Source organism: Bradyrhizobium sp. USDA 3397, assembly GCF_054060965.1.
The window spans coordinates 1,796,455-1,816,165 of record NZ_JBSSDS010000001.1 but is presented as its reverse complement, the minus strand read 5'-3'; the positions used below and the strand labels follow the sequence as shown (position 1 = coordinate 1,816,165).

The window sequence follows — 19,711 nt, the reverse complement described above, 5'->3', positions numbered from 1 at the left end:
CGATGGGTCAAAAGATCAATCCGATCGGTCTGCGTCTCGGCATCAACCGGACCTGGGATTCCCGCTGGTTCGCCGGCAAGCAGGAATACGGCAAGCTGCTGCACGAGGACGTCAAGATCCGCGAGATCCTGCATAAGGAGCTCAAGCAGGCGGCCGTCGCCCGCATCGTGATCGAGCGTCCGCACAAGAAGTGCCGCGTCACGATCCACTCGGCCCGTCCGGGCGTGGTGATCGGCAAGAAGGGCGCCGACATCGACAAGCTGCGCAAGAGGGTCGCGGACATCACCTCGTCCGACGTCGTCATCAACATCGTCGAGATCCGCAAGCCGGAGCTCGATGCGACGCTGGTGGCCGAATCGATCGCGCAGCAGCTCGAGCGCCGCGTGGCGTTCCGCCGTGCCATGAAGCGCGCCGTGCAGTCGGCGATGCGTCTCGGCGCGGAGGGCATCCGCATCAACTGCTCGGGACGTCTGGGCGGTGCGGAAATCGCGCGCATGGAGTGGTACCGCGAAGGCCGCGTGCCGCTGCACACGCTGCGTGCCGACATCGACTACGGCGTTGCGACCGCGTTCACGACCTTCGGCACCTGCGGCGTCAAGGTCTGGATCTTCAAGGGCGAGATCCTCGAGCACGATCCGATGGCCCAGGACAAGAGAATGGCCGAAGGCGAGACCGGCGGCAGTGGCGATCGCGGTGGCCGTCAGCGCCGCGAGACGGCCGCTGCCTAAGGCCAGACAGGAATTTGAGGGCTTAAAGCCATGATGCAACCTAAGAAAACGAAGTTCCGGAAGGCGCATAAGGGCCGCATCCACGGCGTTGCGTCTTCGGGCGCGACGTTGGCGTTCGGCCAGTTCGGCCTGAAGGCGACCGAGCCTGAGCGCGTCACCGCGCGCCAGATCGAAGCCGCCCGCCGCGCGCTGACCCGCCACATGAAGCGCGCCGGCCGCGTCTGGATCCGCGTGTTCCCCGACGTTCCGGTGTCGAAGAAGCCGGCCGAAGTTCGCATGGGCTCCGGCAAGGGTTCGCCGGAATTGTGGGTCGCGCGCGTCAAGCCGGGCCGGGTGCTGTTCGAGATCGACGGCGTCAACACCCAGACGGCGCGTGAGGCGCTGACCCTGGCGGCCGCCAAGCTGCCGATCAAGACGCGCTTCGTCGAGCGCATTGCGGAGTAATGGCCATGGCACAGATGAAGATCGAAGACATCCGCGCGATGAGCCCCGACCAGCAGGATGAGGCCATCCTGAACCTGAAGAAGGAGCGCTTCAACCTGCGCTTCCAGCGCGCCACCGGGCAGCTCGAGAACACCTCGCGCCTGCGCGAGGCCCGCCGTGACATCGCCCGGATCAAGACCATCGCCGCGCAGACGCGCGCGAAGAAGAAGTAAGAGGCTTACGAAGATGCCGAAACGTACTTTGCAGGGCGTGGTCGTCAGCGACAAGCAAGCCAAGACCATCGTGGTGCGCGTCGACCGCCGCTTCACGCACCCGATCTACAAGAAGACGATCCGCCGTTCGAAGAACTACCACGCGCACGACGAGAGCAACCAGTTCAAGCCGGGCGACATGGTGTGGATCGAGGAAACGAAGCCGATTTCGAAGTTGAAGCGCTGGGTCGTGATCCGGGGCGAACACAAGAAAAGCGCCTGATCTGTTGGCTTTAGCCGACTGACTTCAGGGAAATGTTGAGCGCCGGCTGGGCTGGCGCAAAGAGAAAGAGGACGAGGTGCATCAATGATTCAGATGCAGACCAACCTCGACGTGGCCGACAATTCTGGCGCACGCCGTGTCATGTGTATCAAGGTGCTCGGAGGCTCCAAGCGCCGCTACGCCACGATCGGCGACATCATCGTCGTGTCGATCAAGGAAGCCATTCCGCGTGGCAAGGTGAAGAAGGGCGACGTGATGAAGGCCGTCGTGGTGCGCGTCCGCAAGGACATCCGCCGCGCCGACGGCTCGGTCATCCGTTTCGACCGCAACGCCGCCGTGCTGATCAACAACCAGTCCGAGCCGGTCGGCACCCGTATCTTCGGGCCGGTGCCGCGCGAGCTGCGCGCCAAGAACCACATGAAGATCATCTCGCTCGCGCCGGAGGTGCTGTGATGGCTGCGAAGATCCGCAAGGGCGACAAGGTCGTCGTGCTGACCGGCCGCGACAAGGGCCGCACCGGCGAAGTGTTCGAGGTTCGCCCCGACGCCGGCACTGCGCTGGTGCGTGGCATCAACATGGTCAAGCGTCACCAGAAGCAGACGCAGGCCCAGGAGAGCGGCATCATCTCGAAAGAGGCGCCGATCCAACTGTCCAACATCGCGTATGTCGGTAAGGACGGGAAGCCGACCCGCGTCGGATTCAAGATTCTGGCGGACGGCAAGAAGGTCCGCATCGCCAAGAGCTCGGGAGCTGAGATCGATGGCTGAGGCCGCTTACACGCCGCGCCTGCGCGCGGAATATGACGCGAAGATCCGCACGGCTCTGACCGAGAAGTTCGGTTACGAGAACGTCATGCAGGTTCCGCGCCTGGACAAGGTCGTGCTGAACATGGGCGTTGGCGATTCCGTCAACGACCGCAAGAAGGCCGAGACCGCCGCCGCCGAATTGACCCAGATCGCCGGCCAGAAGGCGATCGTGACCTATTCGCGCATTGCGATCGCGACCTTCAAGCTGCGTGAGAACCAGCCGATCGGCTGCAAGGTCACGCTGCGCAAGGCCCGCATGTACGAGTTCATCGATCGCCTGGTGAACGTCGCGTTGCCGCGCGTGCGCGACTTCCGCGGTCTGAACCCGAAGAGCTTCGACGGCCGCGGCAACTACTCGCTCGGCATCAAGGAGCACATCATTTTCCCCGAGATCGACTTCGACAAGGTCACGGAAGCCCGCGGTATGGACATCACCGTCTGCACCACGGCCAAGACCGACGAAGAGGCGAGGGCCTTGTTGACCGCTTTCAATTTCCCGTTCCGGCAGTGAGACGCTGACTTAGAGCCTCTCAAACGCGGATACCCAGGAGCCAAGCATGGCAAAGAAGAGTTCAGTCGAGAAGAACAACCGGCGCAAGCGGATGGTGAAGAACGCCGCCGCCAAGCGCGAGCGGTTGAAGGCGATCATCGCCGACAAGACGCTGCCGATGGAGGAGCGGTTCGCCGCGACCCTGAAGCTGGCGGAAATGCCGCGCAACTCGTCGGCGACCCGCATCCGCCTGCGTTGCGAGCTGTCGGGCCGCCCGCGCTCGAACTATCGCAAGAACAAGCTGTCCCGTATCGCGCTGCGCGAACTTGGCTCCAAGGGCATGGTCCCGGGCCTCGTGAAGTCCAGCTGGTAAGGAGGGTCGTTTAGATGTCTACGCACGATCCAATCAGCGATCTGATCACCCGTATCCGCAACGCGCAGATGCGTTCGAAGACCAAGGTCTCCACGCCCGGCTCGAAGATGCGCGAGAACGTGCTCGAGGTTCTGAAGGCCGAGGGCTACATCCGCGGTTACGCCACGCTCGAGCACTCCTCGGGCCGCAGCGAGATCGAGATCGAGCTGAAGTATTTCGACGGCGAGCCCGTCATCCGCGAGATTGAGCGCGTTTCCAAGCCCGGGCGCAGAGTCTACGCCTCGGTGAAGAACCTGCCGCGGGTGAACAACGGTCTCGGCATTTCGGTGTTGTCGACGCCGAAGGGGATCATGGCCGACCACAGCGCGCGCGACGCGAATGTGGGCGGTGAAGTCCTCTTCACGGTGTTCTGAGAAGGATTTTCGATCCATGTCACGTGTTGGCAAAAAGCCTGTGACGGTGCCGTCGGGCGTTACCGCGACCGTCGACGGCCAGACCGTCAAGATGAAGGGGCCGAAGGGCCAGCTTCAGTTCATCGTCCACGACGACGTCGAGGTGAAGCTCGAGAACGGCCAGGTCAAGGTCAAGCCGCGGACCGAGACCAACCGCGCGCGGGCGCTGTACGGCACCGCTCGCGCCCAGGTCGCGAATCTGGTCGAAGGCGTCACCAAGGGCTTCGAGAAGAAGCTCGAGATCACCGGCGTCGGCTATCGCGCCGCGATGCAGGGCAAGAACCTGCAGCTCGCGCTCGGCTACAGCCATGACGTGATCTATCCGATCCCCGAGGGGATCACGATCACCGTCCCGAAGCCGACCGAGATCACGGTGGCTGGCAGCGACGTCCAGCGCGTCGGCCAGGTCGCCGCCGAGATCCGCTCCTATCGTCCGCCGGAGCCCTACAAGGGCAAGGGCGTGAAGTATGTGGGCGAATTCATCTTCCGCAAGGAAGGCAAGAAGAAGTAACGGAGCCGGTCATGTCGAAAGCCAAGGTTACGAATGCCCGGCGCAAGCGGAGTGTGCGGCTGAAGCTGCGCCGTTCCGCCGGCGGCCGTCCGCGCCTGTCGGTGTTCCGCTCGTCCAAGCACATCTACGCCCAGGTCATCGACGACCTGAAGGGCGAGACGCTGGCCTCTGCCTCATCGCTCGAGAAGTCGATGCGCGACGGCGGCAAGACCGGCGCCGACATCGATGCGGCGAAGGCGGTCGGCAAGCTGCTGGCTGAGCGCGCTGCAGAGAAGGGTGTCAAGGAAGTCGTGTTCGATCGCGGCAGCTATCTCTATCACGGGCGCGTCAAGGCTCTTGCCGATGCAGCGCGTGAGAGTGGGCTGAGCTTCTAACAGAATTTGAGGATTGGGGCGTAAGCCTCTGAAGGATTGGAAAAACCATGGCAGCTGAACGCGAACAACGTGGTGGACGCGATCAACGCGGCGGCGGACGTGAACGCAGGGAGCGCGAGGAGCGCGACAGCGAGTTCGTCGACAAGCTCGTCCACATCAACCGCGTGGCCAAGGTCGTCAAGGGCGGCAAGCGCTTCGGTTTCGCAGCGCTGGTCGTGATCGGCGACCAGAAGGGCCGCGCCGGCTTCGGTCACGGCAAGGCGCGCGAAGTGCCTGAGGCGATCCGCAAGGCGACCGAGTCCGCCAAGCGCAACCTGACGCGGGTGTCGCTGCGCGAGGGCCGCACGCTCCATCACGACATCGCCGGCCGTCATGGCGCGGGCCGTGTCTATCTGCGTGCAGCTCCCGCCGGTACCGGCATCATCGCCGGTGGCCCGATGCGCGCCGTGTTCGAGACGCTCGGCGTCCAGGACGTGGTGGCGAAGTCGATCGGCTCGTCGAACCCGTACAACATGGTGCGCGCGACTTTCGACGCGCTCAAGCACCAGGATTCGCCGCGTTCGGTCGCAGCCCGCCGCAACATCAAGGTGTCCACCCTCCAGTCCCGTCGTATCGGCGGCGATGCCGAGGCGGCCGCCGACTAACGGAAGCTTTTCGGAGTAGACTCCCATGGCCAAGGCCGCAAAGACGATCAAGGTCGAGCAGACCGGCAGCGCGATCCGCCGCCATCACTCGCAGCGTTCGACCCTGATCGGGCTCAAGCTCAACAAGATCGGCCGCACCAGCGAACTGCCGGATACCCCGGCGGTCCGCGGCATGATCGAGAAGGTTCACCATCTCGTCCGCATCATCGACGAGAAGTAAGCAAAGGCGCACGGTCCCGGAGAGCGGGAAGCGGTTTTCGGTGAAGATCGTGCGCAAGACACAAGGAGAAGGGCGATGAAGCTCAGCGATATCGCCGACAACGCCGGCTCGCGCAAGAAGCGTATGCGCGTCGGCCGCGGCATCGGTTCCGGCAAGGGCAAGCAGTCCGGCCGCGGCGGCAAGGGCCAGACCGCGCGCTCGGGCGTGCGCATCAAGGGTTTCGAAGGCGGCCAGATGCCGATGCATCGCCGTCTGCCCAAGCGCGGCTTCAACAACATCTTCCGCGTCGAGTTCGCCGAGATCAATCTCGACCGGCTCCAGGAAGCGGTCGACGCCAAGAAGATCGACGCCGGCAGCGTCGTCAACGTCGAGGCCCTGGTGAAGGGCGGCGTGCTGCGCCGCGCCAAGGGCGGCCTGCGGCTGCTCGGCCGAGGCGAGCTCAAGTCCAAGCTCAACATCGAAGTGCACGGCGCCAGCAAGACCGCGATCGCGGCGGTCGAGAAGGCCGGCGGCTCGGTGAAGATCCTCGCCCAGCCCAAGGAAGAAGGCGAGGCGGCGTAACAACTGCGTCATTGGCCCGCGGCGCGCGGGCCTTTACGCATGCGGGACGTGGACTTATCGAAGCCGAGCCCCAGATAATGTCCGGCGTCCGCTAAACTAGCCCGGCCGCGGGCATGACGGCGCAACAGGCGGCGGGAGAAAGTCCAAGATGGTCTCTGCAGCGGAACAACTGGCAGCCAATCTCAATTTCGGCGCGTTTGCCAAGGCCGACGAACTGAAGAAGCGCATCTGGTTCACCCTGGGTGCGCTGCTCGTTTATCGGCTCGGGACCTATATCCCGCTGCCGGGCATCGATCCCAACATCTGGGAGCAGGTGTTCCGCTCCCAGGCGGGCGGCATCCTCGGCATGTTCAACATGTTCGCCGGCGGCGGCATCCACCGCATGGCGATCTTCGCGCTGAACATCATGCCGTACATCTCGGCCTCGATCATCATCCAGCTCCTCACCACCGTCTCGCCGCAGCTCGAGGCGCTGAAGAAGGAAGGCGAGGCGGGCCGCAAGACGCTCAACCAGTACACGCGCTATCTGACCGTCATCCTGGCCGCATTCCAGTCCTACGGCATCGCCGTCGGCCTCGAAGGTGCCGGCAACGTCGTCAGCGAGCCCGGCATGTTCTTCCGCCTGTCCACGGCGATCACGCTGACCGGCGGCACCATGTTCCTGATGTGGCTCGGCGAGCAGATCACCTCGCGCGGCATCGGCAACGGCATCTCGCTGATCATTCTCGCCGGCATCGTCGCCGAGTTGCCCGCGGCGCTCGCCGGCATGCTCGAGCTTGGCCGTCAGGGCGCGATGTCGACCGGCCTGATCCTGGTCGTCATCATCATGGCCGTCGTCGTGATCGCCTTCATCGTCTTCATGGAGCGCGCCCAGCGCCGCCTCTTGATCCAGTATCCGAAGCGCCAGGTCGGCAACAAGATGTTCGAGGGCCAGTCCTCGCATCTGCCGCTCAAGCTCAACACGTCCGGCGTGATCCCGCCGATCTTCGCATCCTCGCTGCTCCTCTTGCCGACGACGGTTGCGAACTTCAACACGGGCAGCGGGCCGGAATGGTTCCAGTGGATCACCACCCAGCTCGGCCATGGCCGTCCGCTGTTCCTGATCATGTATCTGGCGCTGATCGTGTTCTTCGCCTTCTTCTACACCGCGATCGTGTTCAACCCGACCGAGACCGCGGACAATCTGAAGAAGCATGGCGGCTTCATTCCCGGCATTCGCCCGGGCGAACGCACCGCGGAATACATCGACTACGTGCTGTCGCGCATCACCGTGCTGGGTGCGATTTATCTCGCCATCGTCTGCTTGATCCCGGAAATCCTGATCTCCTACGCCTCGGTGCCGTTCTATTTCGGCGGCACCTCGCTGCTGATCGTCGTCAGCGTCACCATGGACACGGTGGCGCAGGTGCAAGGCTATCTGCTGGCGCACCAGTATGAAGGTCTGATCCGCAAGTCCAAGCTGCGAGGCCGCCGTAGATGAGCAGGGAGCTCGCGCGCCGTATCGCTTTCACGATCGGCGCGCTGCTCCTTTTCAGGCTCGGTACGCAGATCCCGATTGCGGGACTGAATCTCCCCGCCGTCTCGCCGACGCTGGATATCGTCTCCCGGCTTTCGATCTTTGCGCTCGGCCTCATTCCCTATCTGACTGCGGCAATCCTCATCCGGCTGCTGGCCGTGGTGTGGCGCGGCCCGAATTCGCTCGAACGGTCCGGCGAGGGCGGACGGCGTAAGGTCGCGCGTGCCACGCTCGGGCTTACACTCGGAATTGCGGCCTTCCAGGCCTACGGCATCGCCTCGGCACTGACGTCGATCCCGGGCCTCGTCAAAAATCCCGACGGCTGGTTCGTGACGACGGCTACGGCCTCGATGGTCGGCGGCGTCTTCGTGCTGGTGTGGCTCAGCGAACAGATGACCCGCTACGGCATTGGCAATGGCTTGGCGCTGATCTTGAGTGCCGGCTTCATCGTCGCCATTCCGCAAAACATTGGCGGTATCGCGGATCTCGTGCGGAGCGGGACGATCTCGGGCAATCTTGTGCTCGGCCATGTCGTGTTCTGGATCGCGATCGTCGTCGTGATCGTGCTTGTCGAAGGTGCGCGGCGAGATATCCGGGTCCAGTTCGCAGCACAAAGTGTCGGTACGCGGCAACTGCCTGTGCGCGATGCAATGCTGCCGATCAAGCTCAACAGCGCCGGGTTCGTGATTCCCGTCACCGTAGCGCCGTGGATATTCTATCTGCCGCTTGCCTTTGCGGGCTTCATCCTGGGAGGCGATCATCCCCTGGTTGCCGCAACCTACCGGCATCTCCAGCTGGGGCAGCCGGCGTACCTCATCCTCGTGTCGATCGCCGTGTTCGTGCTCGCCTTCGTCTACACTGCTTATGTGATCGATCCCGAATACACCGCCAAATCCCTGAGCCGCCACGAGGGCGCAATTCCCGGTGTCGCTCCCGGCGAGGCCACCGCGGACTATCTCGATCGCGTCGTGTCATTGACGACAGTCGTCGGAGCCGTCTACCTGACGGCGTTGCAGTTGATTCCGGAGGTGTTCGAGCTTTACGGGATCGGGCTGCCTTATAGTATGGTCGTCAATGGTGGTGCAGTGCTGGTTGTGGTTTGCACCGTTCTTGATATCAAAACGCAGGTGCGCGAGGTGTCGCTCACCAATCCGGGGGGCGTACGCCGATGAGAATTATACTTCTGGGACCGCCGGGGTCGGGCAAGGGGACCCAGGCCCAGCTCCTGGTGCAGCGCTATGGCATCGTCCAGCTCTCGACTGGCGAGATGCTGCGTGCCGCGGTTGCGGCCGGCACCCCGGTCGGGTTGAAGGCCAAGGAGATCATGGCGAGCGGCGGCCTCGTGCCCGATGACGTCGTGGTGGGAATCATTTCCGATCGCATCGAGCAACCGGACGCCAAGAGCGGTTTCATCCTCGACGGTTTCCCCCGCACCGTGCCGCAGGCCGAGGCGCTGGACGAACTGCTCAAGCGCAAGCACCTCAAGCTGGACGCCGTGATCGAGCTCCGGGTCAATGAGAGCGCGCTTCTGAGCCGCGTCGAGACCCGCGTCGCCCAGATGCGGGAGCGCGGCGAGGAGGTCCGGCTCGACGATACGCCGGAGGTCCTGACCAAGCGGCTGGCCAGCTATCGCAGCCAGACGGAACCGCTGATTCACTACTATTCCGAGCGGCGGAAGCTCTCGACCATCGACGGCATGATGACGATCGACGAGGTCACCCGCGCCATCCACCGCCAGCTGCTGGCTCTGGGGGCGGTCGAGCCCAAGACGCATGCTAGGAGCGCCGCCAAGGCGGCGCCGGCCAAAAAGGCCAAGGCGGGGAAGAAGGCGGCGGCAAGGCCGGCAAAAACGGCCAAAAAGGGCGCAAAATCGGTAAAAAAGGCCACGAAATCGGCGGTGAAAGGCCCAAAGAAGGCGGCCAAGAAAGCCACCAAGAAAACCGTCAAGAAAGCAGCCAAGAAGACGGTCAAAAAGGGTGCCAAAAAGGCCGCAAAAAAGGTCACGAAAAAGCGAGCCAAGCGCTAGCAGCGGTTGACGAAAGCCCCCGGAATCCCCTAATAAGCCCCGCATCCAAGTCGGATAGTTTCAGACGATGCCGGGCCCCAGGAAGACCGGGGGTGGGCGTCGTGTTCGCGTTTGTGAACACCTGCCCGAGAAAGCAAGCACTTAAAGCCCGATTCCTGACGAGGGATCGGCAACAGGAGAGAAGGCCGTGGCCCGTATTGCCGGCGTGAACATTCCCACCAACAAGCGCGTGCTGATCGCGCTCCAGTACATCCATGGCATCGGCCAGAAGATCGCTGGTGAGATCCTCGAGAAGGTGAAGATCCCCGTGGATCGTCGCGTCAATCAGCTCAGCGACGCCGAAGTGCTCCAGATCCGCGAAGTGATCGACCGCGACTATCTCGTCGAGGGCGACCTGCGTCGTGAGGTCGGCATCAACATCAAGCGTCTGATGGACCTCGGCTGTTATCGCGGCCTGCGTCATCGTCGCGGTCTGCCGGTGCGCGGTCAGCGGACCCACACCAATGCGCGCACGCGCAAGGGCCCGGCCAAGGCCATCGCCGGCAAGAAGAAGTAAACTGGCGAATTGGACGTGGCGAGTGGCGAGTAGGGGGCTTCCCTGTTCGCCACTCGCTACTCGCTATTCGCTTCCATAGGTGTAGCCGCTGGCATTACGGCGGCGTTTGAGATCTTCAGGAAAGGGACTCAATGGGCAAGGAAGCCACCCGCGTTCGTCGTCGTGAGCGCAAGAACATCGCCTCCGGCGTCGCGCATGTGAACTCGTCGTTCAACAACACGACCATCACCATCACCGACGCGCAGGGCAACACGATCGCCTGGTCTTCGGCCGGCACGATGGGCTTCAAGGGCTCGCGCAAGTCGACCCCGTATGCCGCGCAGGTCGCCGCCGAGGACGTCTCCAAGAAGGCGCAGGAGCACGGCATGCGCACGCTGGAAGTCGAGGTCGCCGGTCCCGGTTCGGGCCGCGAATCGGCGCTCCGCGCGCTCCAGGCCGCCGGCTTCACCGTCACCTCGATCCGCGACGTGACCACGATCCCGCACAACGGTTGCCGTCCCCGCAAGCGTCGGCGCGTTTGATTTTGACGAGCTGCGGGCGCGTCGGCGCCCGCGGCGACTTTGCAAGAAGCCGCGGGAATGATCTGCGGCCTTTCTCCAACGCCAGTATTTGCACCGTCAAATTGACTGGCCTGTATGGGTGAAACAGTGACGATCCAGAAAAATTGGCAAGAACTGATTCGGCCGAACAAGCTCCAGGTCACGCCCGGCAGCGATCCCTCGCGTTTCGCGACCATCGTCGCCGAGCCGCTCGAGCGTGGCTTCGGCCAGACCCTCGGCAATGCGCTGCGCCGCATCCTGCTCTCCTCGCTCCAGGGTGCGGCGGTGCAGTCGGTGCACATCGACGGCGTGCTGCACGAGTTCTCCTCCATCGCGGGCGTCCGTGAGGACGTCACCGACATCGTGCTCAACATCAAGGACATCTCGATCAAGATGCAGGGCGAAGGCCCCAAGCGCATGGTCGTGAAGAAGCAGGGCCCGGGTGTCGTCACCGCCGGCGACATCCAGACCGTCGGCGATGTGGTCGTGCTCAACCCCGATCTGCAGATCTGCACGCTCGACGAGGGCGCCGAGATCCGCATGGAGTTCACGGTCTCGACCGGCAAGGGCTACGTGCCCGCCGAGCGCAACCGTCCCGAGGACGCGCCGATCGGCCTGATCCCGGTCGACAGCCTGTACTCGCCGGTCCGCAAGGTCTCCTACAAGGTCGAGAACACCCGCGAGGGCCAGATCCTCGACTACGACAAGCTGACCATGACGATCGAGACCAACGGCGCGATCACGCCGGATGATTCGGTGGCCTACGCCGCCCGCATCCTGCAGGATCAGCTCAACGTGTTCGTCAACTTCGAAGAGCCGCGCAAGGAAGTCGCCCAGGAGATCATCCCGGACCTCGCCTTCAACCCGGCCTTCCTCAAGAAGGTGGACGAGCTCGAGCTGTCGGTGCGTTCGGCCAACTGCCTGAAGAACGACAACATCGTCTACATCGGCGACCTCGTGCAGAAGAGCGAAGCGGAAATGCTCCGCACCCCGAACTTCGGCCGCAAGTCGCTGAACGAGATCAAGGAAGTGCTGGCTCAGATGGGTCTGCACCTCGGCATGGAAGTGCCGGGCTGGCCGCCGGAGAACATCGACGAGCTCGCCAAGCGCTTCGAGGATCATTACTGAGCGAATGGCGAGGTGGGAGTGGCGAATAGGGGAAGAAGATCTATTCGCTACTCACCATTCGCCACTCGCAGCCTAGGGCGAACGCAGGAAGCCCACCTGAAAACCAGTCGCTGAACCACCGCGACACAATCGAAGAAGGACTACACACATGCGTCACGGCAAGGTTCATCGGAAGCTCAACCGCACGGCCGAGCACCGCAAGGCGATGTTCGCCAACATGGCGGCCGCGCTGATCAAGCACGAGCAGATCGTCACCACGCTGCCCAAGGCCAAGGAGCTTCGCCCGATCGTCGAGAAGCTCGTCACTCTCGGCAAGAAGGGCGGCCTGTCGCTGCGCCGTCAGGCCATCTCCGAGCTGCGCGACGTCGACATGGTCAAGAAGCTCTTCGATACGCTCGCGACCCGCTACAAGGACCGCCAGGGCGGCTACACCCGCATCATCAAGGCCGGCTTCCGCTACGGCGACAACGCCGCGATGGCCGTGATCGAGTTCGTCGATCGCGATGTCGATGCCAAGGGCCAGGATTCCGGCCCGGTGCAGGAGAAGGAAGCCGAGGCGGCGTAAGCCCGACCGGCGTGAAGTTTCAAAAGCGGCGTCTTCGACGCCGCTTTTTTGTTGGAACGGTCGGGTTGGCAAAGGCGCGCTCTTCGCGCGCCGTGCCCGGCATTCACGCTCCTCACGCGTCGGTGAGCCCTGATTGCGGCTGAAGGAGCCGCTTCCGATATCTCCATCCACATCCATGGAGATAACGCATGAAGATCGACCTTTCCGGCAAGACCGCCCTCGTCACCGGCTCGACGGCCGGCATCGGCCACGCCATCGCCAAGGGCCTCGCAGACTCCGGCGCCAGCGTCGTGATCAACGGCCGCAGCCAGGACAAGGTCGATGCGGCGGTGCGCAGGCTGGAAGGGACGGGCGCCAAGGTCCGCGGCATCGCGGCCGACGTCTCGACCGCGGCAGGCTGTAAGGCACTCGTAGCGGCGCTGCCCGAGGTCGACATCCTCATCAACAATGCCGGCATCTTCGAGCCCAAGGATTTCTTCGACATCCCCGACGAGGACTGGAGCCGATTCTTCGAGGTGAATGTGATGAGCGGCGTGCGCCTGTCGCGCGCGTACATGAAGGGCATGCTCGCGCGCAATTGGGGCCGCATCGTCTTCATCTCCTCGGAATCCGGGCTCAACATTCCCGTCGAGATGATCCACTACGGCATGACCAAGACGGCCCAGCTTTCGGTCGCGCGCGGCCTGGCGCAGCTCACCGCTGGCACCGGCGTCACCGTCAATTCCGTGCTGCCAGGCCCGACCATGTCGGAGGGCGTCGAGACGTTCGTCAAGGATCTCGCCAGGCAGAACGGCCAGTCCGTGGATGAAGCCGCCGCCAACTTCGTCAAGCAGCATCGCCCGAGCTCGCTGCTGCAGCGCTTCGCCAGCGTCGACGAGATCGCCAACATGGTGGTCTATGTCGCCTCGAAGGAGGCATCCGCCACAAACGGCGCAGCGCTGCGCGCGGAAGGCGGCATCGTCAACACGATCGCCTGAGAGATGCGCATGGCCGCCTATGTGATCTCGGAGGTCGAGGTGCGCGATCCCGCCGCATTCGAAGCCTATCGCGCGCTGGCTGCCAAGACGATCACGCAGTATGGCGGGCGTTATCTCGTCCGCGGCGGTCAGGCCGAGCTGCTGGAGGGCGGTCCACCACCCAACGCCATCGTCATCGCGGAGTTCCCGACGATGGCGCGGCTGAAGGAGTGGTACGCCTCCTCCGAGTATGCCGAAGCCCTGAAGCTGCGCGCGAGCGCACTGGAGCGCAGGCTGCTGCTTGTCGAAGGCGTATTGACGCCGTAGGCGATCGGCTACTCGTCCTTGATCCCTGCCTTCTGCGCGATCTCCTTCATCTTGGCCGTCTCCTTGGTCACCGCACCGGCCCAGTCGTCGAAGCGTGCGAAGCCGGGCTCGAAACCGACCTTGACGAAGCGCTCGGCAACCGAGGGGCTGTTGATGATCTCCTCCAGCGTCGCCGTGAGCTTGTCGCGAACCGGTGGCGGCAGCCCCTTGGGTGCGACCACCGCGCCCCATGACGAGAAGTCGATGGCGGGATAGCCGAGCTCTGCCAATGTCGGTACCTCGGGCAGGAATGGTGTGCGCTGGCTCGAGAACACGGCCATCACCTTGACGGCGCCGGCCTCGATTTGCGGTTTAACGGCGATCACGGTGTCGACATGGTATTGAATGTGCTTGCCGATGAGATCGTTCATGGCCGGCGCGCTGCCCTTGTAGGGCAGGTGGACCATCTTGATTCCGGCATTCGACTTGAACAACTCGCCGGCGAAATGCGACACCGTGGCGACGCCGAAGGAGGCCAGCGACAGCTTGTCCGGATTGGCCTTTGCCTCCGCGACCAGCGCGGGCAGATCCTTGACCGGATTGTCCTTGTAGGTGACCAGCGCCAGGGTGATCTTGCCGACCCGGCCGAGCGGTTCAAAATCCTTGGCCGCGTCGTAAGGAACGCTCTCCTTCACGGCGGCCGGCAAAGTGAAGCTCGAATTCGAGCTGAAGAACAGCGTGTATCCATCGGGCGCCGCGCGCGCGACCTCCTTGGCGGCGATCGTGGTGCCGCCGCCGGGACGGTTCATGATGATCACGGGCTTGCCGAGCCGCGCTTCGAGCTCGCCGCCGATGATGCGGGCCACCACGTCGGAGGCTCCGCCCGGCGGAAACGGGACGATCAATTGCAGGGATTTCTCGGGATAGGTCGATTGCGCGGTTGCTAGCGAGTTGACGCTGATCGAGCCGATGGCGGCGAGCGCGAGCGTCAGGAAGGTTGTTTTCATCGTGTCGTTTTTCCGCAGGTGAGGTTCAATCGAAGGCGAGAAATCCCGGCTTGCCCGCAATTGGCGGCTGTTTGGCAAGCCATGCAATGTCGGGAACGGGGCGGGCGGTGTCCGGATTGGCGGCAAGCACCGCTTCGATTTCGCGCGCGACCGCGAGCGTTAAGAGATCGCCGCCGCGCGGGCCGATCACCTGGATGCCGAACGGCAGGCCGGCCTCGTCCCGTCCGGCCGGGATTGCGACGGTGGGATGGCCGACATTGGTGACGGCATAGGCGAGCGCGAGCCAGTGGAAATAGCTCTTGGTCGGCCGGCCGTCGATCTCGGCTGGATAGAGCTCCGACCACGGCCGTGGGCTGATGGTGACCGCAGGCGCGAGAATGAAATCGTGATCCGCGAAGAAGGTCTGCCAGCGCCGGTAAAGGTCGGTCTGCATCGAGAGCGCACGCGCCACGTCGGCAGCGGAATAGCCGAGCCCCTCCGCAACATTGTCGCGAACGTTGGGCCCGACCTTGTCCGGAAACTTCTCCACGAGCTCGCGGTGGCGGCCGAGGAATGCGACGGCGCGCAGGATGCTGAACACCTCGTCGGCGCCGGTGCAATCAGGATGGGTCCATTCGACTCCGCGAAATACAGTTTCGAACGAAGTGAGCTTCTGCGCGAAGGCGCGGGCGACCGCCCCCTCGGTCGGCGCAAAGCCGAAATCGGTGGTCGCAGCAATGCGGAGCGCGGAGAGATCGACGCGCAGCGGATTGCGATAGAGCACTGGCGAAGGCGCACCGCCGGCATGAAGGATCGCCGATAATGGATCGCGGGCGTCACGATCCAGCATGCAGGACAGCATGAGGCAAGCGTCCGACACGGTTCTCGCCATCGGTCCGAGTTGCGAGATCTGCAGCCAGGCCATGTTGCGGCTGTTGCTGGCGATCAGTCCTGGCGAGGGCCGGAATCCGACCACGCCGCAAAAGGATGCCGGATTCCGTACCGAGCCGCCGGTATCGGATCCGGTCGCGAGCGACACCATCCCAGTGGCGAGTGCGACGGCCGATCCACCCGACGAACCGGCGGCGGATCGATTGGGATCGAAGGGATTGCCGGTCGCGCCATAGACGGCGTTGCGCGTATTGCCTCCGGCGCCCCATTCCGGCACGTTCGTCTTGCCGATGACGATCGCGCCCTCGCGCTTGAGCATCGCGACGATGGCCTCGTCCTGCGAGGCGACATTGTCCGCGAACAGCACGCTGCCGAAGCTGGTCGGCAATTCTTCGGCGTCGATCAGGTCTTTGACACCGAGCGGCAACCCGTGCACGGCGCCGAGGGTGTCACCGCGCATCACGGCGGCCTCGCGCTCGCGCGCCGACTTGCGCGCGGTTTCGAACGAGCGCGCAACGACGGCGTTGACCGCCGGATCGACCGCTTCGATGCGGCGGATGCAGCTATCCGTGAGCTCGACGGGGGATAGCTTGCGTTGGCCGATCAGCGCGCGTGCCGCGACCGCCGAAAGGTCGCATGGTTCGGTCATCATCAATCTGCTTGTTGCTGGTCCCGGAGGGCGGGGGCGACCCTCTTTTCCGGGACCGCAGATGCATGATGCCTCAATTGACGCGGAGTGCCAAGCCTACCACCCCTCCAGCACGATCTTGCCGCGCGACTTGCCGCTCTCCAGCAGCGCGTGCGCGCGCTTGAGGTTGGCGGCGTTGATCGTGCCGAAAGTTTGGTCGAGTGTGGTGCGCAACACGCCTTTATCGATAAGGTCTGCCACATCATTGAGCAGATGATGCTGCGCGATCATGTCAGGGGTCTGGAACGAGGAGCGCGTGAACATCGATTCCCAATGCACCGAGATCGCCTTGCCCTTGAATGCGGCAATCGTGAACTCCGGAGGATCGTCGATCAGGCCGAACTTGCCCTGCGGTGCCATGAATTCCGCAATCGCCTTGTAGTGCTGGTCGGTAAAGGTGAGGCTGGCCACGAGTGCGACCGGCGGCAGCTTCAGTTTCTCGATCTGCTCCTTCATCGGCTTGCCATGGTCGATCACCGCATGCGCGCCGAGGTCGAGACACCATTTCTGCGATTCCCGCCGCGTGGCGGTGGCAAGCACCGTCAGCCCGGTGAGGCGGCGGGCGAGCTGGATCAGGATCGAGCCGACGCCGCCGGCGCCGCCGGTGATCAAGAGGGTGCGCGGATCGACGCTCTTGCCCGGCACTGCGCCGAGCCGGTCGAACAGCAGCTCCCAGGCGGTGATGGAGGTGAGGGGAAGAGCGGCGGCTTGCGCGAACGACAGGCTCTTCGGCTTGTTGCCGACGATGCGCTCGTCGACCAGGTGGAATTCGGCGTTGGTGCCCTGACGCAGGATCGAGCCGGCGTAGAACACCTCGTCGCCCGGCTTGAACAGCGTCACGTCGGGACCGACGGCATCGACCACGCCGGCCGCGTCGTAGCCGAGGATTTTCGTCTCGCCCTCGGGCGGGGCGGCGCGCTTGCGCACTTTGTAGTCGACCGGATTGGCCGAGATCGCCTTCACGGCGACGCGGATGTCGCGCCCCTTGGGCTCGGGCTTGGCGGTCTCGAAATCGATCAGTGAATCCGCATCCTCAATCGGAAGCGATTTCTTGTAGCCGACGGCCTTCATGGCTTGTCTCCATCAGATGGGCTGTTCGCCTGCCGCTCTAACTGTCGCCCTGGCTTCAAATTGGCAAGTACTGTAAATTCGGGGATATAGTCCCTGTTTGGATACTATTGGGAAAACACGCATGAAACGGCGCGATTTTGCCCGGCGCCCGGGCTGCTCGGTCGAAGCGACGCTGGACCTGATCGACGGCAAGTGGAAGGGCGTGATCCTTTACCACCTGCAGAGCGGCACCCAGCGCTTCGGCGAATTGCGCCGCCGGATGCCCGGCATCACCCAGCGCATGTTGACGAAGCAGCTGCGCGCGCTGGAGGAAGACCAACTCGTCATCCGCAAGGTCTATGCCGAGGTGCCGCCGCGCGTGGAGTATTGCCTGTCCGAGCTGGGCGAGAGCCTGAGGCCCGTGATCGACATCCTGAAGGCCTGGGGCGAGAGCCACCAGGAGCGGTTGTCCTGCGCGCCGCCGCCCATGGTCGTGAAGAAGAAGCGCGCGGCGTGATGAAGGTGAGGGGGCGGTGCCGTCACCTCTCCCCGACGGGGAGAGGTCGAATTGCGGAGCAATTCGGGTGAGGGGGCGCGGCATCCTCAATGGAGCGTAACCCCTCACCCGCGCCTTCGGCGCGACCTCTCCCTGAGGGAGAGGGTGTAAATTTAGAACGCGAATTGCGTGCGCATCGCGACCGCGTCGAACTTCGAGCCGACGTCGGCGGTCGAGATCGGCGAGGCCTGTCGCGATACCGTGCCGTGCAGATAGTCGAGCATGACGCGCACGTTGCCGTTGACGTACCAGTTGAGCGCGAGCGTATAGACGGTCTGCCGGCCGCCTGCGACGCCGCTCGCCGTCGCGAGCTGATCGTTGAGGTCGATCGTCGAGAACCGTCCTGCGATCTCCCACGCGCCCCAGCCGCCGCCGTCGAGCGAGAACGGATGCGCCGGCTTGACGCCGCTATAGGCCGCGTTCGCCGCATTGTAGGACCGGCCTTCGCCGGTCAGCACATAGCCGGCCTGCGCGTAGCCGCCTTGGAATTTCAGGCTCGGTGCACCCGTCAGCGGCACGGCTGTGTTGGCGGTGCGATCGACATTGTACCAGAAATACTCGCCCTGGACGATGAACGGACCGTAGGTCGCCGCCGCCTCGACGCTGTAGACCTGCGCGCCCGAGGCATTGGCGATAGCGCCGGTCGAGATCAGCGTGGTCGGGTCGAGCCGCAATTCCGGACGATCGCTGAGCGTGACCGTCTGGGTGTTGGCGATCAGATTGCGCGGCGGCTGGATCAGCCATTGCGCATTGGCGCCGATATGCACCGAGTAGTCCTTGGTGCTGATCGGATTGCCGGCCACGCGCGCCACGGCACCATATTGCTCGCTGGTGCCGGGCGGCGCCGCGCTTGAGGCGGAATGGATCGCACCGGTCGTCGGTCCCGTGACATAGCCGCCGATCCAGAGCTGGTCGTTGAACCAGCGCGCACCGGCCGCGGAACGGAAGTCACCGGCAGCGATGTTGGTCGCGATCACGCCGGGCGAGGCGCGCTCCATGAACATGATGTCGTTCGAGCTCGTCGCTTCGTCGAGCGTGTATGGCAGATCCATGATGCCGGCCTCGATCGCCATCTTGCCGCCGAACGGTTTCAGGCCGGTATAGCTGATATAGGCGTTTTCGACGCCGGAGACGCCGCCGCCGGGCAGCGATCCCGGCGCGGCGCCGCCAAATCCGTCGGACGAGCCGCCGAAATCGTAGACGAGGGCGAAGTTCCAATCGTGGAAGAACTTGCCGGTGACACCGATGCGCGCGCGGCGGACGTTCTGGCCGCTGTCAAGCTTCTGCGGCACCGTCGCCGCGGTGTTGGGACGATAGTCGTAGCCGCCGACATCCCAATGCAGGCGGCTGGTGATGGCGACGCAGTTGGCCTGGTCGGCGGTGCAGATCGTCGGCCGGTTGTTCGGCATCGTCACGACGACGCCGGATGCCAGCGCGGGCCCCTTGACGGGGATTGCCGCGTTGGCATTGGCCACCGCGGCCTTTGCCTCCGCGCGCGCCTCGGCCTTGGCCTCTGCCTTGGTTTCGGCTTTCGCCTTTGCCGCGGCGGCCGTGTTCGCCGCGGTCTGGCTCTGCAGCTTGTCGAGCTTCTGTTCGAGCATCTTCAACTGCTGCTTCAACAGCGCGATCTCCTGCTCGCTGCTGCTTGCCGACTGGGCCTGGGCCTGCGAGGCCGCCAGCGCGCCGGCGAGACCAATCGCTGCGGCCGCAGTTCTTTTTTTGCTCACGTTACGCCTCCATCGTTTGACTGTTTTCCCCAAGTCGCGAACGGAGAGCCTAGGTGTGATCGATGACTGCCCCGCGACGCTGCGAGCGGTTGCGTCGGTTCCTACTGATGCAAATTCGCCGCAACCGAATCCGCCTCACACCAC

At 64.0% G+C, this 19,711-nt stretch carries 28 protein-coding genes; 24 read left to right on the top strand and 4 right to left on the bottom strand.

The window, feature by feature from the left end; translation table 11 throughout:
- Positions 1–2 precede the first annotated feature (2 nt).
- From rpsC to ACVWYQ_RS08450, 23 genes are all read left to right on the top strand, one after another.
- Positions 3–728, top strand: coding sequence for a 30S ribosomal protein S3 (rpsC, locus tag ACVWYQ_RS08560; protein ID WP_036011029.1), 726 nt, complete (start codon positions 3–5; stop codon positions 726–728).
- 30 nt (positions 729–758) lie between these two features.
- Entirely contained in the window at positions 759–1,172 is a 414-nt protein-coding gene (gene rplP, locus ACVWYQ_RS08555) for a 50S ribosomal protein L16 (RefSeq protein WP_008136349.1), read from the top strand.
- Positions 1,173–1,177: 5 nt separating this feature from the next.
- Complete coding sequence (gene rpmC, locus ACVWYQ_RS08550; protein WP_025036989.1) at positions 1,178–1,384, top strand: 50S ribosomal protein L29; 207 nt, start codon at positions 1,178–1,180, stop codon at positions 1,382–1,384.
- Positions 1,385–1,397: 13 nt separating this feature from the next.
- Entirely contained in the window at positions 1,398–1,646 is a 249-nt protein-coding gene (gene rpsQ / locus ACVWYQ_RS08545; RefSeq protein WP_024342452.1) for a 30S ribosomal protein S17, read from the top strand.
- A gap of 84 nt (positions 1,647–1,730) precedes the next feature.
- Positions 1,731–2,099 (top strand): 50S ribosomal protein L14, encoded by a 369-nt coding sequence (gene rplN, locus ACVWYQ_RS08540; protein WP_007603030.1) that lies wholly within the window; start codon positions 1,731–1,733, stop codon positions 2,097–2,099.
- Positions 2,099–2,413, top strand: coding sequence for a 50S ribosomal protein L24 (rplX, locus tag ACVWYQ_RS08535; RefSeq protein WP_456725573.1), 315 nt, complete (start codon positions 2,099–2,101; stop codon positions 2,411–2,413). Before rplN ends, rplX begins: the two co-directional genes overlap by 1 nt.
- Positions 2,406–2,963 (top strand): 50S ribosomal protein L5, encoded by a 558-nt coding sequence (gene rplE, locus ACVWYQ_RS08530; protein ID WP_025036988.1) that lies wholly within the window; start codon positions 2,406–2,408, stop codon positions 2,961–2,963. Before rplX ends, rplE begins: the two co-directional genes overlap by 8 nt.
- A gap of 46 nt (positions 2,964–3,009) precedes the next feature.
- Positions 3,010–3,315, top strand: coding sequence for a 30S ribosomal protein S14 (gene rpsN / locus ACVWYQ_RS08525; RefSeq protein ID WP_028137018.1), 306 nt, complete (start codon positions 3,010–3,012; stop codon positions 3,313–3,315).
- Positions 3,316–3,329: 14 nt separating this feature from the next.
- Positions 3,330–3,728 (top strand): 30S ribosomal protein S8, encoded by a 399-nt coding sequence (gene rpsH / locus ACVWYQ_RS08520; protein WP_024342456.1) that lies wholly within the window; start codon positions 3,330–3,332, stop codon positions 3,726–3,728.
- Between the two features lie 16 nt (positions 3,729–3,744).
- Complete coding sequence (gene rplF, locus ACVWYQ_RS08515; protein WP_028177973.1) at positions 3,745–4,278, top strand: 50S ribosomal protein L6; 534 nt, start codon at positions 3,745–3,747, stop codon at positions 4,276–4,278.
- 11 nt (positions 4,279–4,289) lie between these two features.
- Positions 4,290–4,652 (top strand): 50S ribosomal protein L18, encoded by a 363-nt coding sequence (rplR, locus tag ACVWYQ_RS08510; protein ID WP_024342458.1) that lies wholly within the window; start codon positions 4,290–4,292, stop codon positions 4,650–4,652.
- A gap of 47 nt (positions 4,653–4,699) precedes the next feature.
- The gene (gene rpsE / locus ACVWYQ_RS08505; RefSeq protein ID WP_014494507.1) at positions 4,700–5,296 is read left to right on the top strand and encodes a 30S ribosomal protein S5; all 597 of its coding nucleotides are present in this window, start codon (positions 4,700–4,702) and stop codon (positions 5,294–5,296) included.
- 25 nt (positions 5,297–5,321) lie between these two features.
- Positions 5,322–5,516, top strand: a complete 195-nt coding sequence (gene rpmD, locus ACVWYQ_RS08500) for a 50S ribosomal protein L30 (protein WP_025036984.1) — start codon at positions 5,322–5,324, stop codon at positions 5,514–5,516.
- Positions 5,517–5,591: 75 nt separating this feature from the next.
- Positions 5,592–6,077 (top strand): 50S ribosomal protein L15, encoded by a 486-nt coding sequence (gene rplO / locus ACVWYQ_RS08495; protein WP_036011044.1) that lies wholly within the window; start codon positions 5,592–5,594, stop codon positions 6,075–6,077.
- Between the two features lie 148 nt (positions 6,078–6,225).
- Positions 6,226–7,557, top strand: a complete 1,332-nt coding sequence (gene secY / locus ACVWYQ_RS08490; protein ID WP_157280554.1) for a preprotein translocase subunit SecY — start codon at positions 6,226–6,228, stop codon at positions 7,555–7,557.
- The gene (locus ACVWYQ_RS08485) at positions 7,554–8,765 is read left to right on the top strand and encodes a preprotein translocase subunit SecY (protein ID WP_404540308.1); all 1,212 of its coding nucleotides are present in this window, start codon (positions 7,554–7,556) and stop codon (positions 8,763–8,765) included. Before secY ends, ACVWYQ_RS08485 begins: the two co-directional genes overlap by 4 nt.
- The gene (locus ACVWYQ_RS08480; protein WP_275498945.1) at positions 8,762–9,619 is read left to right on the top strand and encodes an adenylate kinase; all 858 of its coding nucleotides are present in this window, start codon (positions 8,762–8,764) and stop codon (positions 9,617–9,619) included. Before ACVWYQ_RS08485 ends, ACVWYQ_RS08480 begins: the two co-directional genes overlap by 4 nt.
- Before the next feature lie 187 nt (positions 9,620–9,806).
- A complete protein-coding gene (rpsM, locus tag ACVWYQ_RS08475; protein WP_008549231.1) occupies positions 9,807–10,175 on the top strand; it encodes a 30S ribosomal protein S13 in 369 nt (122 codons plus the stop codon).
- Positions 10,176–10,306: 131 nt separating this feature from the next.
- Complete coding sequence (gene rpsK / locus ACVWYQ_RS08470; RefSeq protein WP_007603045.1) at positions 10,307–10,696, top strand: 30S ribosomal protein S11; 390 nt, start codon at positions 10,307–10,309, stop codon at positions 10,694–10,696.
- Between the two features lie 114 nt (positions 10,697–10,810).
- Positions 10,811–11,842: a DNA-directed RNA polymerase subunit alpha gene (locus ACVWYQ_RS08465; protein WP_029674561.1), complete on the top strand. Its 1,032-nt coding sequence runs from the start codon at positions 10,811–10,813 to the stop codon at positions 11,840–11,842.
- Positions 11,843–11,990: 148 nt separating this feature from the next.
- The gene (rplQ, locus tag ACVWYQ_RS08460) at positions 11,991–12,407 is read left to right on the top strand and encodes a 50S ribosomal protein L17 (RefSeq protein ID WP_025036979.1); all 417 of its coding nucleotides are present in this window, start codon (positions 11,991–11,993) and stop codon (positions 12,405–12,407) included.
- A 188-nt stretch (positions 12,408–12,595) separates the two neighbouring features.
- The gene (locus tag ACVWYQ_RS08455; protein WP_157280551.1) at positions 12,596–13,384 is read left to right on the top strand and encodes an SDR family NAD(P)-dependent oxidoreductase; all 789 of its coding nucleotides are present in this window, start codon (positions 12,596–12,598) and stop codon (positions 13,382–13,384) included.
- Positions 13,385–13,393: 9 nt separating this feature from the next.
- Complete coding sequence (locus ACVWYQ_RS08450) at positions 13,394–13,690, top strand: DUF1330 domain-containing protein (protein WP_157280550.1); 297 nt, start codon at positions 13,394–13,396, stop codon at positions 13,688–13,690.
- A gap of 8 nt (positions 13,691–13,698) precedes the next feature.
- Here the strand turns inward: ACVWYQ_RS08450 and ACVWYQ_RS08445 are convergent, their stop codons facing one another.
- The 3 genes from ACVWYQ_RS08445 to ACVWYQ_RS08435 all read right to left on the bottom strand — a co-directional run bounded on the left by ACVWYQ_RS08445 (position 13,699) and on the right by ACVWYQ_RS08435 (position 17,305).
- Positions 13,699–14,676 (bottom strand): Bug family tripartite tricarboxylate transporter substrate binding protein, encoded by a 978-nt coding sequence (locus ACVWYQ_RS08445; RefSeq protein WP_404540313.1) that lies wholly within the window; start codon positions 14,674–14,676, stop codon positions 13,699–13,701.
- Positions 14,677–14,701: 25 nt separating this feature from the next.
- Complete coding sequence (locus tag ACVWYQ_RS08440; protein ID WP_404540316.1) at positions 14,702–16,195, bottom strand: amidase; 1,494 nt, start codon at positions 16,193–16,195, stop codon at positions 14,702–14,704.
- Between the two features lie 96 nt (positions 16,196–16,291).
- Positions 16,292–17,305: a zinc-binding alcohol dehydrogenase family protein gene (locus tag ACVWYQ_RS08435; protein ID WP_404540319.1), complete on the bottom strand. Its 1,014-nt coding sequence runs from the start codon at positions 17,303–17,305 to the stop codon at positions 16,292–16,294.
- A 121-nt stretch (positions 17,306–17,426) separates the two neighbouring features.
- On the opposite strand from ACVWYQ_RS08435, the gene ACVWYQ_RS08430 reads away from it, so the two are divergent.
- Positions 17,427–17,801: a winged helix-turn-helix transcriptional regulator gene (locus ACVWYQ_RS08430; RefSeq protein WP_404540322.1), complete on the top strand. Its 375-nt coding sequence runs from the start codon at positions 17,427–17,429 to the stop codon at positions 17,799–17,801.
- Between the two features lie 152 nt (positions 17,802–17,953).
- Here ACVWYQ_RS08430 and ACVWYQ_RS08425 read toward each other — a convergent pair whose 3' ends face one another.
- Positions 17,954–19,567 carry an OprO/OprP family phosphate-selective porin gene (locus tag ACVWYQ_RS08425; RefSeq protein WP_404540325.1) on the bottom strand — a complete coding sequence of 538 codons (1,614 nt, stop codon included), beginning with the start codon at positions 19,565–19,567 and terminating at the stop codon, positions 17,954–17,956.
- Between the last annotated feature and the right edge of the window lie 144 nt (positions 19,568–19,711).

Bases quoted from the DNA above. Each gene is read 5' to 3' on its own strand.
- rplE (WP_025036988.1), top strand. From the start codon at position 2,406: ATGGCTGAGGCCGCTTACACGCCGCGCCTGCGCGCGGAATATGACGCG.
- rpsN (WP_028137018.1), top strand. From the start codon at position 3,010: ATGGCAAAGAAGAGTTCAGTCGAGAAGAACAACCGGCGCAAGCGGATG.
- ACVWYQ_RS08455 (WP_157280551.1), top strand. From the start codon at position 12,596: ATGAAGATCGACCTTTCCGGCAAGACCGCCCTCGTCACCGGCTCGACG.
- rpsE (WP_014494507.1), top strand. From the start codon at position 4,700: ATGGCAGCTGAACGCGAACAACGTGGTGGACGCGATCAACGCGGCGGC.
- ACVWYQ_RS08480 (WP_275498945.1), top strand. From the start codon at position 8,762: ATGAGAATTATACTTCTGGGACCGCCGGGGTCGGGCAAGGGGACCCAG.
- rplP (WP_008136349.1), top strand. From the start codon at position 759: ATGATGCAACCTAAGAAAACGAAGTTCCGGAAGGCGCATAAGGGCCGC.
- rplN (WP_007603030.1), top strand. From the start codon at position 1,731: ATGATTCAGATGCAGACCAACCTCGACGTGGCCGACAATTCTGGCGCA.
- rpmD (WP_025036984.1), top strand. From the start codon at position 5,322: ATGGCCAAGGCCGCAAAGACGATCAAGGTCGAGCAGACCGGCAGCGCG.
- ACVWYQ_RS08440 (WP_404540316.1), bottom strand. From the start codon at position 16,195: ATGACCGAACCATGCGACCTTTCGGCGGTCGCGGCACGCGCGCTGATC.
- rpsH (WP_024342456.1), top strand. From the start codon at position 3,330: ATGTCTACGCACGATCCAATCAGCGATCTGATCACCCGTATCCGCAAC.
- rpsQ (WP_024342452.1), top strand. From the start codon at position 1,398: ATGCCGAAACGTACTTTGCAGGGCGTGGTCGTCAGCGACAAGCAAGCC.
- rplR (WP_024342458.1), top strand. From the start codon at position 4,290: ATGTCGAAAGCCAAGGTTACGAATGCCCGGCGCAAGCGGAGTGTGCGG.
- rplF (WP_028177973.1), top strand. From the start codon at position 3,745: ATGTCACGTGTTGGCAAAAAGCCTGTGACGGTGCCGTCGGGCGTTACC.
- secY (WP_157280554.1), top strand. From the start codon at position 6,226: ATGGTCTCTGCAGCGGAACAACTGGCAGCCAATCTCAATTTCGGCGCG.
- rplQ (WP_025036979.1), top strand. From the start codon at position 11,991: ATGCGTCACGGCAAGGTTCATCGGAAGCTCAACCGCACGGCCGAGCAC.
- rplX (WP_456725573.1), top strand. From the start codon at position 2,099: ATGGCTGCGAAGATCCGCAAGGGCGACAAGGTCGTCGTGCTGACCGGC.
- rpmC (WP_025036989.1), top strand. From the start codon at position 1,178: ATGGCACAGATGAAGATCGAAGACATCCGCGCGATGAGCCCCGACCAG.
- rpsK (WP_007603045.1), top strand. From the start codon at position 10,307: ATGGGCAAGGAAGCCACCCGCGTTCGTCGTCGTGAGCGCAAGAACATC.
- ACVWYQ_RS08435 (WP_404540319.1), bottom strand. From the start codon at position 17,305: ATGAAGGCCGTCGGCTACAAGAAATCGCTTCCGATTGAGGATGCGGAT.
- rplO (WP_036011044.1), top strand. From the start codon at position 5,592: ATGAAGCTCAGCGATATCGCCGACAACGCCGGCTCGCGCAAGAAGCGT.
- ACVWYQ_RS08430 (WP_404540322.1), top strand. From the start codon at position 17,427: ATGAAACGGCGCGATTTTGCCCGGCGCCCGGGCTGCTCGGTCGAAGCG.
- ACVWYQ_RS08485 (WP_404540308.1), top strand. From the start codon at position 7,554: ATGAGCAGGGAGCTCGCGCGCCGTATCGCTTTCACGATCGGCGCGCTG.
- ACVWYQ_RS08450 (WP_157280550.1), top strand. From the start codon at position 13,394: ATGGCCGCCTATGTGATCTCGGAGGTCGAGGTGCGCGATCCCGCCGCA.
- ACVWYQ_RS08445 (WP_404540313.1), bottom strand. From the start codon at position 14,676: ATGAAAACAACCTTCCTGACGCTCGCGCTCGCCGCCATCGGCTCGATC.
- rpsC (WP_036011029.1), top strand. From the start codon at position 3: ATGGGTCAAAAGATCAATCCGATCGGTCTGCGTCTCGGCATCAACCGG.
- ACVWYQ_RS08465 (WP_029674561.1), top strand. From the start codon at position 10,811: ATGGGTGAAACAGTGACGATCCAGAAAAATTGGCAAGAACTGATTCGG.